Genomic DNA, 13,934 nt, shown 5'->3' on the forward strand with positions numbered 1-13,934 from the left:
ATTTTGAGCCGATACGCCAGACCTATTTAACACAAGGAGCAACTATGAAGTACAGCCGCCTGGGTCATTCTAATTTGGAGGTGTCACGTGTCTGTCTGGGCAGCATGACATGGGGTGTGCAGAATAATCAGCACGATGCCGATGAACAGATCAATTACGCACTCGCACAAGGTATTAATTTTATCGATACCGCCGAGATGTATGCCGTCCCGCCGTCTCCTGAAACCTATGGTAAGACCGAGGAAATCATCGGAGACTGGCTACGTCGTCATCCGGAAAAGCGCCAGGACATCATTATTGCCACTAAAATCGCCGGGTCGGGGCTGGCCTGGATCCGTGGCGGCGCGCCTATAACCGCAGAGGCCATTGTGGCAGCGGTCGACGCCTCGCTGAAACGGCTGCAAACCGACTACATCGATGTGTATCAGCTGCACTGGCCAAATCGCACCTCTCCGCACTTTTCTAAACACTGGCCCGGTATGATCACTTTCAGTGATGTATCCACAGAGCAACACAGAAATGAGATGCACGAGATACTCGGCGCACTCCAGCAGTGTATCTATGCCGGAAAAATTCGCCACTGGGGGCTGTCTAATGACACCCCCTGGGGGATCAATACATACTTGCAGCTGGCACACCAGCACCAATTGCCCAGGCCGGTTTCAATCCAGAATGAATTCAACTTGTTACATGCGAAGGACTGGCCCTACATCATAGAAAACTGCGTCCATGAAGACATTGCCTATCTGCCCTGGTCACCCCTTGCCGGTGGCGCGTTGTCGGGCAAATACCTGGGAGGTGCCCGACCGCAAGGGTCGCGCTGGACCCTGATCCAGCGTAATGGCTTGTTCCGGGATACCCAGTTTGCACAGGAAGCCACCGCGGCGTATCTGGAGATTGCCAAAGAGCATCACCTCACGGCAGCCCAGCTGGCACTGGCCTGGTGCGACCAGGTCGATGGCGTTACCTCGACCATCATAGGCGCCACCACCATGAGCCAGTTGAAAGAGAACATAAAAGCGTTTGATCTGACACTGCCACCGGAAGCGTTGGCTGAAATTGACACTGTGCTCAAGGCCTACCCACTGCCTTATTAAACATAGCGCGCCCGACAGGCTGTACCCAGGCGCTGTCGCCTGACCCGAAATGTGCTAGACTCGGCACTTTTTCGGGACCCTGTCATGCGCGTTCTTAATCCAGCCCCGGCTTTGCCTTTGCCGGGCACTTGCTTTACCCGACCGGCAACACGAGCCATTATTACCCGTCAGTCGCAGATTTTACTGCTCTATACGCAAAGATACGACGATTACACTCTGCCCGGTGGTGGTGTCGATGCAGGGGAATCCTTAACCGATGCCTTAGTGCGCGAAGTGAAAGAAGAAACCGGGGCGCGCTCGGTCACCAACATTGCCCCCTTTGGCGTGTATGAAGAATATCAGCGCTGGCATAAGCCTGACTTTGATAATGTACACATCGTTTCTCACTGCTATTTGTGTGAAATTTGCGGCGAGTTTGATGAACCAGATATGGAACATTATGAGATAAACAATGGCATGCGCCCGCAATGGGTCGAGATTGCCGAGGCCATTGCCCACAATGAAGCGGTACTGGCAAACAGCGATAAACAGGGACAATCCCTGCTCCGTGAAACCCGGTTGCTCAAACTGATTGCAACGGAGTTGATGAAACTGAACTTTTGATCACAAGCTCAGGTCCTAACAGTGTTTTGACTATAAAACAGAATAATAAATTCAGGACACTAAGGAAAAGTGATGCGTTCATGGCTCAGTGCAGTTGTTATTTCCATCGCCTGCCACTTAATCATACTGTGGCTGCTGGCCCAGCAAACCGTGGTGGTCCCTCTTGGGCCGCCTGAACCGACGATTAAAACCTACCTGGTGGTAGAGCAACCAGCGCAAAAATCAGATATGAAGAAAGCCGATCCTGAGCCGCTTCCCGTCACCAAACCTGAGCAACGACCCGAACAACAGACTGTCGCTGTCAGCCCTGCACCTTTACCTGAGCCGGCCAAATCGAGCCAGCCCGACGCCATCACAGAGAGCTCAGTCGCAGATCCCCCCAGCAGCACCAACTCAGCTCCTGAAAAACCAGCGCAGGCTGCAGGTGGGCAATCGAACAAAAAATACCAACGGATCGACCCGGCACTGGGTCTGTCACGACTGCGTCAGCACATCTTAACTCAGCCGGTATCCAGAGACATAGAGCCTCGACCACAACGCCTTAGTGTGCCCAGATCTCACCAAACACTGGGTCAGCCGCTACGACAGATAGAGTCTCAGAATCACATTTTTACCGAATATCGCATAAAAGACCGCTGCTACAAAGAAGTTCAGGGTGACCCCAATAATCCGCCCCCGGAAGGCTTTGCTAAGAACTGGCTCACCGCCAGCAGCACCTGCGATAAAACAGCCATCACAGACGCCTATGATGCCGCGATGGGAAAGTGGCTGAAGAACAAACGTTAAGCTTTGTTTCCTCATCAACGTAGGTTGCCTACCATATTTGTGGTGTACCTTACTGCACGCAAACTCGACTGAGATCAAAACAATCCCAGCTTGGACTCGCAACCTGCCACTAAAGCGATTAATATTTAGCAAATAGCCCGCCCATAGTCTGGCAAGTCAAGGAGTTAGTATGAGTATCAAGCGCATCGGTCAATTTTTTAATCCCAGCTCGGTGGCGGTGATTGGCGCCTCCAGCAACCCAGGACGGGCCGGTAATGTGGTGATGCGCAACCTGCTACACGGTGGCTTTAAAGGCCCCATCATGCCAGTCACCCCAAAATACGCGGCCGTACAGGGCGTACTGGCCTACCCGACCATTGCCGAGCTCCCTCAGGTGCCCGATCTGGCCGTTATCTGCACCAATAAGTCGACCTTGATCCAGGTCCTGACCGAGCTGGCTGAATTAGGCTGTCGCAACGCCATCGTTGTTGCCGCCGGGCTCGACAAAGAACAAAAGGCACGTTTACAGGCACTGGCCAGAGAAAAGCACATCACGTTGCTGGGCTCAAACAGCCTGGGCATGCTGGTCCCACACTTAGGGCTGAATGCCAGCTTTTCCCATACCACCGCCGATGCCGGAAAACTGGCGTTTATTTCCCAATCTGCTGCCGTCTGCTCCACGATACTGGACTGGGCCAACAGTAAACGCATCGGATTTTCCTATTTTATTTCCCTCGGAGATAGCCTCGACATTGACTTTGATGAGTTGCTGGACTTGTTCGGCCGGGACGGCAAAACCAAGGCAATTTTGCTTTACATAGACAACATCAAAGACGTCAGGCGCTTTATTTCCGCGGCCCGGGCAGCCGCTTTTAGCAAGCCTGTGATCGCCATCAAGACCGGCCGTACCCAGGCCGGTGCCGAAGCGGCCATGATCCACACCGGTGGCTCAACCTCAGACGATGCCGTGTACGATGCTATGTTCCAGCGCGCAGGTATGCTCAGAGTGACCGACTTACGGGAGCTATTTGCAGCCACACAAACCCTGGCACTGCATCCTAAACTGCTACAGGTTGAACACCTCACCATACTCACCAATGGCGGCGGCCCAGGCATCATGGCGGTAGATACGCTGTTACAGCGCAGTGGAAAACTCGCCGAGCTGAGTGATAAAACCATTAATGCGCTCAATGCGGTGATCCCCCAGTCTAACCATACCGCAAACCCGATTGACATTTTCGGCGACTCGGCACCCCACCGCTATCAGCAGGCACTGGAGATTTTACTCAAAGCTGACGAAGTCAAAAACTTACTGATCATCCACACGCCATCGGCACTGGCACCCAGCGAAGCCTATGCCCAGATCATTGCCCAGACTCTGGCCACTTTACCCAAAATGGCTCGCCCCTTTGTGATGACCAACTTTATGGGTGAAGAAGCCGCCTTTGCAGCGCGTGATGTCTGCGTCGAGCACGGTATCCCGACCTATCGCACCCCCGAAGGTGCCGTGGGCGCGTTTATGCACCTGATCAGCTATCGTCGCAATCAGAAACACCTGACTCAAACCCCTGAATCTATCAGTCAGGATGAGCTGATCCACAGCCACAGTGCAAAGCAACAGATAGACAGCTACCTTGACCAGTCACTGACTCAGCTATCAACCCATCAGGCCAGTCAGATCCTCTGTCATTACGGCATGGAATGCATAGATACAGACATTGCGCTGACACCCAGTGAAGCCAAAGAGCAGGCCCAGCTGCTTGGCTTTCCCGTCGCACTCAAGCTGATCAGCCCCTCTATTCCCTCGAAATCCGAGGTCGGCGGGGTGGTCCTTAATTTGAATGACGCAGACGAAGTTGAGCAAAGCGCCTTTGCCATTTTGCTGCGTATCAAGCAGGCCTATCCAGATGCCATCATTGAAGGCTTTTCATTACAAAAGATGGCACCCAGAGCTGGCAGTCAGGAGCTGCGTATTGCCGTTAAAACCGAACCGGATGTGGGCCCGGTTATTTTGCTTGGTGAGGCCGGTACCGGATTTAATTTTAATCAGGCTGCCGTAGCTTTGCCTCCGTTAAACATGAATCTGGCCAAATACCTGATAGCCGCCGCCTACGACAAAGGCGTGCTGAAAAAGCGCTTATTACCTGAAAAAGTCGATAAATATCGGCTGTGTGCGCTGCTGACCCGGGTTTCTCAGCTGGTGGTCGATCAACCAGACATACAATCACTTGAGCTCAATCCAATTTTGGCAACCGACGGGCATTTTTTAATTCTGGATGCCAGCATTATCCTGCAACGTTTCACGCCGCTCCCCGGCCGTAAAAGACTGGCCATCAAACCCTACCCCAAAGAGTGGGAGCGCACCGTCATGCTGAAAAATGGCACACAAGCGCAGTTAAGGCCGATCCGCCCGGAAGATGAACGCAATCATCAGGAGTTTGACCAGTCGCTGAGTAAAGAAGACAGATACCGGCGCTTTTTCGGTGAACTGCCACAGTTTACCCATGAGCAGCTGGCTAAAATGACGCAAATTGACTACGACCGTGAAATGGCATTTATCATTACCCAGCCCTATAAAAGCGCCCAGCGCACCCTGGGGGTTTCCCGGGTGTTGATGGACCCCGATAATCTGCTCGCGGAATTTGCGGTGGTTGTACGTTCTGATTGTCAGGGCCTGGGGCTCGGCAAATTGCTGATGGAAGCCGCAATCGCCTATTGTAAACGCCAGCGCGTTGGTGCTATCGAGGGGATCACCTTACCGGAAAATACCGGCATGATAGGATTGGCAAAAAAACTGGGGTTCACCATCAGCCGGGATTTTGAAGAAGGGACAGTGGTAATGAAAATGCCACTGACTAGCGAATAATACAGTCCCGCCCACGTTATTAAGGTTAACAATAGACTTATGGATCTGACACTCAGACAAAAAGCCGCTGCGCTGCTGGAAGCCAGCGGCCGATTCAGAAAAGCCGGACACGCGATTGATGTCTTTCTGATATCACTTATCATCATTAACGTCATTGCCATAGTGCTGGAGTCTGTGCCGACGCTGGCTGCGCGCTATCACACGCTGTTCTTCTTCATTGAAGTGATTTCGGTGGCGATATTCACCATTGAATATCTGCTCAGGCTATGGTGTTGTGTTGATAAACTGGAATTTAAGCACACTAAAGGCAACAACAGCAGAAAGCGCCTGCGCTACGTACTCTCTCCGTTAGCCATTATCGATCTGCTGGCCATTCTGCCTACCCTGCTGATGGTGTTTTTCACGTTTGATCTGCGCTTTTTGCGGGTGTTCCGCTTGTTGCGGATCTTCAAACTAACTCGCTACTCACGCGCCATGCAACTGCTGCTGGCCGCGTTCAGAGAAGAAAGCAGCTCATTGCTGGCCGCCTTCTTTATTATGTCACTGGTATTGATTGTTGCCTCATGTGGCATCTATTTGATTGAACATGATGTTCAGCCCGACAAGTTTGGCTCTATCCCCGCCGCTATGTGGTGGGCCATGGCCACCCTTACCACCGTCGGTTATGGCGATGTGGTTCCCATCACCCCGCTGGGGCGCTTTTTTGGTGGTGTGATCACTTTACTGAGTATGGGCATGGTCGCAATCCCCACCGGTCTGCTGGCCTCCAGCTTTGCCGATCAGCTGCGCAAGCGCCGCGATGCCTTCAATGAGGCCGTGCTGCATTCTCTGAGCGATGGCGTGGTGGATGAAGAAGAGAAAGAGCACCTTGAAGCCCTGAGGATTGAACTGGGCCTTAGCCCGGTGGAGGCCAATCAGGCGATCAAAATCATGACCAGCCAGCGGGTACATAACCTGTATTGTCGCCATTGCGGTGGCAAACTGTAAGATGCTTAGGCCTGCATCGCGCAGGCCTCAACATCAACTGGCACGGACAAATACCTGATGCCAGTTACGTCGCAATAACTCTCTGGCCTCGTCAGCTGGCAGCGCTTTGCTGAACAAGTAACCCTGGAAGCGCTCACATCCCAGCATACGCAGAAAAGACAACTGCTCCATCTGCTCAACCCCTTCTGCAACGCAGTACTTACCCAGACTGTGTGCCAAAGACAAAGTGGAGTGAATGATCACTTCGTGTTCTTTATCCCGGCCAATGTCGTTAACAAAACTACGGTCGATTTTCAGTGCGTCCACCGGATACTGTTTAAGATAAGTCAGCGAGGAATAGCCGGTGCCAAAGTCATCCATATAGAGTCGACAGCCCAGCGCCCTGAGTTCATGCATACGGGCAATGGCCTGCTCGGCATCCGCCATCATCACCGACTCGGTAATTTCGAATACCAGGTAGCGCCCATCGATGTTATTTCGCGAGAGGATCTCGGTGATCCGGGCAAGTAAATCATCGTACTGAAAATCCAGCGCCGAAAGGTTAACCGAGATATACAAACCAGGATGCGAGGTGTGCCAGCCTTTAAGGTCTATTAACGCCCTTTCCAGGGTTTGCAGCATAACCCAGGTAATGATCCCGGTCTGCTCTGCGGTGTGGGCCAGTTCTTCAATACTGTAACTGGGGTCCTGTGGCCAGCGCAGCAATACCTCAAAGCCCTCTACCGACATATGCGTTGCATTGATAATCGGCTGATAGTGATTACGAAATGCTTCCTCCTGATACGCCTTCAAGAGCGCCTGCTCAATTGCCAGGGCGCGTTGCACCTGTTCATTGATCTCACTGTGATAGAACTGATAATCCGTCACCAGCGACTGCCTAGCATGGCTCAGTGCCGTCTCGGCAGCCTGATTGAGGTCGAACGCATCACAGGCATCATCGGGGAACATGGCAATCCCCAGCTTAGCCTTCACATGCACCTGCTGCTGTTCAATCTCAAACCCTTTTTCGAAGCGCTCCAGCAGGCAATGTATATAACGCATCACCTGCTCCACGCCCGTCAGCTGCTCCATCAGGATATAGAAGTCTCGCTCGTTGCCAATCGCCAGGCTGTCTACTTCGCGGAAGCAACACTGTAAGTTGGCCGCCAGTTTCTGTGTCACCAGGGCCAGAAAGTCGTTGCCATAGGTATCGGCAAATCTCTGTAAGCGACTGAACTTAATCGCGATGATGGCCAGAGGCTGGCGCGATAAGCGCGCCTGCTCAATGGCATGCTGAACCCTATCCATAAACAGCACTTTATTTGGCAACTTAGTCAGCGCGTCATAGTTAGCCAGTTGGTAGAGCTCTTTTTCTGTCCGCTTTTGCTTGCTGATGTCGGTCAGCACCAGAATATAATGCTTGTCTTGGGTTGCACTGATCTTGAGTAGCACCTGGCGCTTTTCGCCACTGGGCAGGCGCAGGGTTTCTTCGGCAACATACAAGTCATCGGCCTTTAATTTACTGATCTCACGCAGATACTTCATTCTGACATTACGATCCAGTCCCAGAGTAACGCTGGTGCTGGACGAAGGCGCGGCACTGACAGAAAAGGCCTGTTGCAGCGCCTTGTTGCAGGCCAGAATGCGCAAGTGCTTGTCAAAGATCATCACCCAGTCCCGGGTTTGTTCAAACGCCGCCCCAAACAGCGTGGCGCGCTCTTCAAACACCCGCTCGCGGGTCAGGTTGGTATAGGTCCCGGCAACCTGCACCGGCACCCCGTCCTGCCACACCATTACTTTGCCGTAGTCTTTGTACCAGCGCCATTGTCCATTAAGATGGCGCAACCGATATGTACAGTCAATAAAGCCCTTCTCAGTCGAGACAAACTCCAGCCACTCAATACGAAACAGGGCACGATCCTGAGGGTGAATAAGCTCCAGGTATTCGTCCAACACTATACTTTCGTTGTCGTAACCAAGGTCACTGACCAAACGAGGTTGATAGACAAACTGGCTTCCCGAATGCCAGTCCCAGACCCCAGAGTTGCTGCCCTCCAGGGCCATTTTTAAACGCGTTTCACTGTTTTGTGTTTCACGGTGCGCCGCCAGGATCATACCCGCGACCTTGTTTTTTCGGTGCACCCAAAAAGCAAACAGGGCTGCCGCCAGCAGGACATAACAAAACAATGCCCAGGGCGCGCGCCATATCGGGTAATGCACCACAATCTCAAGCTGAGCTGGCGGCGTATAATCACCAGTCAGCGGATCTTTTGCCCACACCTTAAGCCGATAATTGCCCGGGCTGAGCTTGGGAAACACCACCCGATTACTGTTACGACTGAGGATCCGCTGCTCACCGGAGAGCTGGTACTCATAGACAATGCGCTCTTGCAGTGTAAACGCCATGGCCGAGAACGACACTTCCAGTCCGATGTCGTCATGATTGAGCTCAATATAAGAGAATGACTTGAGTCCCGAGGGTAAAATGTCCCGCGACATCAGATCCACATCGGTAATATTGACGCGATTTAACAGCGATTTGGTAGGGCGATGCACCTTAGGATCAAACAAGGTAAAGCCCTGCAAAGAGCCATAGCCTATCCGGCCGTCCGCCAGCTTAACCGACGCTCCGCCATTGAATTCGTTGCTCATCAGGCCATCTGCGGTAGTAAAACCCTGCAGGTGGAAATTATCCGGGTCGAGTCGCCAGATCCCCTGGTGAGACGACATCCAGATCATGCCCACATCATCCTGTACCATTTCATACAAAATATTATTGGTGACGGTGTGCTGCTCATTGGGCATTGGCAGTTGCTCGTAGCCATCTGCGGTCAGACGTACCAGGCCATGTCTGGCAAACGACAACCACAGTACATTATGCTTGTCGATGGTATAACTGAGCAGGTCAACTGCACTTTGCTTGTGTGCTTTGGGCACCTGATAAATTTCGACCAGCCGATGCGCCTGCGTATCATAACGGAACAATCTTCCTTCACTGTAAAAGACCGGATCTTCCGGGTGTGTGCTCAACGGCTTGTAAAAACCATAACTCAGGAAAGGGTCAAACCGGTCAAACTCTTCACCTAGTTTAGTGAGTGTTTGCGTATTAATATCAAAGACATAAAACCCGGTTTTTTCATCCACCAGATACAGCTGTCCGTCCCCCACGATCACGGCACCTTTGACAAACCCGGATAGCACTGCTGTGGCGGCGTCATCCTGAGCCTGAGGCCGATAGATCTCTTCGGAACCTGGCTCAAATACAAACAACCCACGGTTGCTGCTTAGCCATAATTTATCCTGATAATTCAATAAGCCAAAAATGGTAAATTCGGGATAGAAGCCATCGCCCAGAAAACCAGCCAAATACTGCTCTGAGGTGCGAGTTTGCGGGTCGTAGCGGGTCAGGCCATCTCGCGTGCCTGCCCAGATATAACCATCGTACTCCACCAGGCCCCACACCGTCCCCTTCGAAAAGTTGCCCTGTACGGAACCCGGGTGAACATTATCAAACCCCTGCGACTCAGCGGGCAGGTAGAAGGCGCCATCTTTTTTAGTGGCGGCCCAGATCCCGCCAAAGTCATCACGGATAAAATAAATCACGCTACTGTCCGAGACCGCATAATGACTGCTGGCCAGGCGCGTATCGCGATGTACCTCGCCACTGGCGATATCGTAATGCATCAGCCCGTGATCTGTGCCCAGTAACAGCCCTGTATTACTGCGCTCAATTTGCCAGATATTCAGTTCTTCAATCAGTGTCTGATAGGGCACCTCTGCATCAAAATCACGGCGTAAAGCGCTGATATCCAGCTGGTACATGCCAATCACGGCCCCTAAAATCAGCGTATCGTCGTCCAGCAAATGCAGAGATTTGGTGTTGGTCTGAAATGGATGGGTGATCTTGTCACGGTGCTTAATGGCACGGAGCTGCTCGGTATCGGTGTTGTAAACAAACAGGCGTTCGGCTGAGGCGATAAACAACAGGTTGTCGTGCTTAAGCAAGCCGCGCACCGCTATCTGTGGGTCTTCAACAGGCAATACAATCTCCTGCGTGATGGTGCCTGTGCGCGTGTCCATCACCGCCACATTTTGTGCCCTGCCAAGCCAAAGCTCATGCTTACTCTTGCTCAGCATCTGGAATACACTGTTTTTAAAGTAGTCTTCTTCAGATTCCGGGGCCGACGTGTAACGGCGATAACTATCCTGCTCCGGGTCATAGCTGAACAAACCAGCGCGCCCTGAGGCTATCCAGATGATACCGTGATCATCCTTATAGATGCGGTCTATTTGCATTTTGTTCAGATCCTGGTTTGGCCCTGCAACCTCCAACACCTGATACCCATCGTAGCGATTCAGCCCTCCTTCGGTTGCCAGCCAAAGATAGCCGTTATCGTCGAACAGCAAAGTGTTCACATAACTTTGTGACAGGCCCTCAGCCGGAGACAGGCGAGATACCTGTGCCTGAGTAAAAAAAGCCGAAACAATAAGGATAAAGCTGAGGATTATTCGCAACATAGTCGATTCTGATCGGGGTTAATATATTGCATTGCCAGGATCTGCCGCCCTTGCGCAACATAACAATGATATTTTTCTGCCAGTTCCTGAGGCAGCGTTACAGGGTCTATCACAATAAAACCCAAGCCTTGGTAAAAAGCGCTCAAATGACAATAAGAAAAGGTATACAAAGAGCGTGGTTGCGACGCCAGTACAGCGGTTAATAGTTTTCGAGCAAAGCCTTTGCCTCGATACTCGGGCGCCACCAACACCGTGGACAAAAAGTACTCCCCCGAAACGCACTGCACCCTGCACGCAGCCACAATGTCTGTGGCCTTGAGCACCCAATTTTGATCCTGACGGGTCGCCTTGCCCCTGGCCTTGTGAGCCTGATAAAACTTATTGACCAGCGGCGTTTGGACGGCCGGTAGTACCTGAGCAACAACCTCCATGGCTACGCCAGCATCAGCCCCAGGTAAAACTCGAACTTTTCTTTCAGCACCGCTTGCTCGGAGATAGGACGCTGATTAATCGCATCATAAATGGCCTCACGACTATTCTTGCCGCGTTTGATCTGATAAGCCCAGAAAGAAGCTTCGTATTCTAATTGAATTTGATATTTATCGTGTCTCGATAAATTACACAGGTTATAGCTCATAGTAAATTTGGTTACAGCAATCTATGTAAAAAGTGTATCATAATTACGCTAAGGTGTATCCGTTGATGTACACGCGCCGTTCATATCGCACAAGTACGCGTTGAATGGCGAAAGCCACGCTAAGTAAGTGGGTTCGTTTTTTACAAGGAGATCCATTGCGAATTTTCAGTTTGTTATTGCTATGCTGCCTCAGTGCAGCCAGTGTAGCAACAGATAACCGTACGCTGTACTTTAATCGCCCCGCTGATACCCCTCAGGCGAGATACGTCATTGAGTTACTGCAAACAGCCTATCAGCAGCTTGGCTACACGTTAGAGGTGGTGGATTTTAACCGCCAAAGTGCTCTGATCGCCGCCAATAATGGCGCACTCGATGGGCAGCTAGGACGGATCCATGGCGTAACTCAGGCCTACCCCAATTTACTTCAGGTGCAGTTTCCTTTATACAGCTTTAATTTGCAGCTACTCAGCCGCTGTTTAGAATGTACCTTTAAACAACTTGATTCTTTAGTTATTCAAAGTGGTTATCTGGTCGCGAACCGGTATCTGCAAAGCACCCCTTTTAATGGTCAGCTGATAGAAGTAAAGAACAACATTACTCAGCTTAACTTGGTTACCCAAGGCAAAGTACAGGCCGCATTGGTGGTAGATTTTCATTTGCGTGAACATCTGGCAGATATTGACCTGGAGTCGTTTAAAATTGAGACCTTGTTAACCATTGAGACCTATCATTATCTGCACAGCAAGCACAAGGCTCTGATCCCACAACTGGAAGAGGTGCTTAGTCGCCTTGCAGAGAAAGGGACGGTGGCGATGCTTAAAGCTAAGTACCAAATTTAAAAAAGATCTTCCTGCTCTGGATGCTGCGGGTTGTCAGCTGGCGGAATATCTGAACTGCGTTTTTTTGCCGCCATCACACGTTTTTGTCGTTGCGCGCACAGCTCAATCACCTTGCGTTTTTGCTGCTCGCTCAGCGCATGCCAATGAAAGCGCTCTTCGCGACTGCGAAAGCACCCCTTGCAATAACCCCGATTATTCACTTCACAAATCCCACGGCACGGGCTGGGGATCTCGAATATCTCAATCTGTTCCATATGGACCCATCAGGTGCGCTTAATTCGATATATGATCAAACTGACGCTCAGGTAATGGCTAGCCAAATTCAATTTAGAGTATAATATACGCACAAAACAGCATTGTATAATTAGGATAGGACGATACATGAAAAAATGGCTTTCCCTTTGTCTACTCTTGCCTTGTTTTGCTTACGCAGATTGGCATAGTGGCAAGATTGAGATGATAGCAATAGGCTATGATGGAAAAACAATCTCTATTGGCATGGAGGGAACAACAAAAACAGACTGTAAATGTTACCCAACCTGGCCGAACCGATTTTGTCTTGACCGTAACAGAGCCTCATTCAATGAAGAATTTTCCTTACTTCTGTCTGCCAAGGCAAAAGGTCAGCCAGTTGCACTGCAAATAGATGAAACCACCTGTTTCGTGAATGCGATGTATGAGAAGTAAATGAAACCGAATGGAAAAAGCCCCGCTGATGCGAGGCTTTTCAATAATGGTGCACAGAGGCGGACAAAGTGGTCTGGAATCACTTTGAACAGCTTTAGCTGGCCGCTTGCGATGAAATACAAGGACGTATTTCATCATCGAACCACCCGCAGGCGTGTTCGATTACGCCAACTCATTTAATTTAGAGCACAAAGTAAAAAGCCCCGCTGATGCGAGGCTTTTCAATAATGGTGCCCAGAGGCGGAATCGAACCACCGACACGAGGATTTTCAATCCTCTGCTCTACCGACTGAGCTATCTGGGCTAAAACTTTGTCTCACATAATAAATTCATATGTGAATAAGTTAAAAAATGGTGCCGACTATCCGAGTCGAACGGATGACCTACTGATTACAAGTCAGTTGCTCTACCAACTGAGCTAAGTCGGCGCACCTTTTAATAATGGTGCCCAGAGGCGGAATCGAACCACCGACACGAGGATTTTCAATCCTCTGCTCTACCGACTGAGCTATCTGGGCAAAAACTGTTTACATTGTGCTGCTCTTTCTTCCATGAAGCGGTGGCCTGTCGTCGTCCTGACTCCACCTCAACAAGCTGCGAAGCGTTGCTTCGGTCTTGTTTCGCCCAACTGAGCTACCTGGGCAAAAACTGGTTATATTGTGCGTTCTTCAGTAAAACGCATATCAAGACAATGTCTTGATAGTGACTGAAAATTTATCATTTCAGTCGAACTCAAATATGAGTTAATAAATGGTGCCGACTATCCGAGTCGAACGGATGACCTACTGATTACAAGTCAGTTGCTCTACCAACTGAGCTAAGTCGGCACACTTAATAATGGTGCCCAGAGGCGGAATCGAACCACCGACACGAGGATTTTCAATCCTCTGCTCTACCGACTGAGCTATCTGGGCTAAAACTGGTTATATTGTGCTGCTCTTTCTTCCATGAAGCGG

11 protein-coding genes and 5 tRNA genes are annotated in these 13,934 nt (G+C 50.8%); 7 read left to right on the forward strand and 9 right to left on the reverse strand.

The genetic code is table 11. The features are described 5' to 3' along the window. Positions 1–44 precede the first annotated feature (44 nt). From C3B51_RS08130 to C3B51_RS08150, 5 genes are all read left to right on the forward strand, one after another. On the forward strand, positions 45–1,097 hold the full coding sequence (locus C3B51_RS08130) for an aldo/keto reductase (protein WP_130244712.1): 1,053 nt from the start codon (positions 45–47) through the stop codon (positions 1,095–1,097). A gap of 84 nt (positions 1,098–1,181) precedes the next feature. Continuing rightward, entirely contained in the window at positions 1,182–1,700 is a 519-nt protein-coding gene (locus C3B51_RS08135; protein ID WP_046006884.1) for an NUDIX hydrolase, read from the forward strand. Positions 1,701–1,772: 72 nt separating this feature from the next. Next, on the forward strand, positions 1,773–2,486 hold the full coding sequence (locus C3B51_RS08140) for a hypothetical protein (protein WP_130244713.1): 714 nt from the start codon (positions 1,773–1,775) through the stop codon (positions 2,484–2,486). Between the two features lie 169 nt (positions 2,487–2,655). Then, on the forward strand, positions 2,656–5,331 hold the full coding sequence (locus C3B51_RS08145) for a bifunctional acetate--CoA ligase family protein/GNAT family N-acetyltransferase (RefSeq protein WP_130244714.1): 2,676 nt from the start codon (positions 2,656–2,658) through the stop codon (positions 5,329–5,331). 39 nt (positions 5,332–5,370) lie between these two features. Next, positions 5,371–6,318, forward strand: coding sequence for an ion transporter (locus C3B51_RS08150; protein WP_125716088.1), 948 nt, complete (start codon positions 5,371–5,373; stop codon positions 6,316–6,318). A gap of 33 nt (positions 6,319–6,351) precedes the next feature. Here C3B51_RS08150 and C3B51_RS08155 read toward each other — a convergent pair whose 3' ends face one another. Genes C3B51_RS08155 through C3B51_RS08165 form a run of 3 tightly spaced genes read right to left on the reverse strand, consistent with a single transcriptional unit; the run spans position 6,352 to position 11,452 of the window. Beyond that, entirely contained in the window at positions 6,352–10,815 is a 4,464-nt protein-coding gene (locus tag C3B51_RS08155) for an EAL domain-containing protein (protein ID WP_130244715.1), read from the reverse strand. Next, positions 10,803–11,246 (reverse strand): GNAT family N-acetyltransferase, encoded by a 444-nt coding sequence (locus tag C3B51_RS08160; protein ID WP_130244716.1) that lies wholly within the window; start codon positions 11,244–11,246, stop codon positions 10,803–10,805. The genes C3B51_RS08155 and C3B51_RS08160 overlap by 13 nt, the downstream gene beginning before the upstream one ends. Positions 11,247–11,248: 2 nt before the next feature. Further along, on the reverse strand, positions 11,249–11,452 hold the full coding sequence (locus tag C3B51_RS08165) for a DUF3283 family protein (protein ID WP_046006889.1): 204 nt from the start codon (positions 11,450–11,452) through the stop codon (positions 11,249–11,251). Positions 11,453–11,607: 155 nt separating this feature from the next. Here C3B51_RS08165 and C3B51_RS08170 point away from each other — a divergent pair, with 155 nt between their 5' ends. Then, positions 11,608–12,291: a substrate-binding periplasmic protein gene (locus tag C3B51_RS08170; RefSeq protein WP_130244717.1), complete on the forward strand. Its 684-nt coding sequence runs from the start codon at positions 11,608–11,610 to the stop codon at positions 12,289–12,291. Here C3B51_RS08170 and C3B51_RS08175 read toward each other — a convergent pair. Further along, positions 12,288–12,545: a DUF1289 domain-containing protein gene (locus C3B51_RS08175; RefSeq protein WP_125716084.1), complete on the reverse strand. Its 258-nt coding sequence runs from the start codon at positions 12,543–12,545 to the stop codon at positions 12,288–12,290. The genes C3B51_RS08170 and C3B51_RS08175 overlap by 4 nt on opposite strands. Before the next feature lie 127 nt (positions 12,546–12,672). Here C3B51_RS08175 and C3B51_RS08180 point away from each other — a divergent pair, with 127 nt between their 5' ends. Then, positions 12,673–12,978 carry a hypothetical protein gene (locus tag C3B51_RS08180; RefSeq protein ID WP_125716083.1) on the forward strand — a complete coding sequence of 102 codons (306 nt, stop codon included), beginning with the start codon at positions 12,673–12,675 and terminating at the stop codon, positions 12,976–12,978. Positions 12,979–13,206: 228 nt separating this feature from the next. On the opposite strand, the gene C3B51_RS08185 is transcribed toward C3B51_RS08180, so the two are convergent. The 5 genes from C3B51_RS08185 to C3B51_RS08205 form a co-directional block, all read right to left on the reverse strand. Next, positions 13,207–13,282 (reverse strand) — tRNA-Phe (locus tag C3B51_RS08185). Between the two features lie 48 nt (positions 13,283–13,330). Further along, positions 13,331–13,406: transfer RNA gene (locus tag C3B51_RS08190), tRNA-Thr, on the reverse strand. Positions 13,407–13,420: 14 nt separating this feature from the next. Next, positions 13,421–13,496, reverse strand: a tRNA-Phe gene (locus C3B51_RS08195). 233 nt (positions 13,497–13,729) lie between these two features. Beyond that, positions 13,730–13,805 (reverse strand) — tRNA-Thr (locus C3B51_RS08200). A gap of 11 nt (positions 13,806–13,816) precedes the next feature. Then, positions 13,817–13,892 (reverse strand) — tRNA-Phe (locus C3B51_RS08205). Positions 13,893–13,934: the final 42 nt, after the last annotated feature.

Origin of the sequence: Pseudoalteromonas rubra (assembly GCF_004212645.1) — a bacterium.
Classification (GTDB): domain Bacteria; phylum Pseudomonadota; class Gammaproteobacteria; order Enterobacterales; family Alteromonadaceae; genus Pseudoalteromonas; species Pseudoalteromonas rubra_G.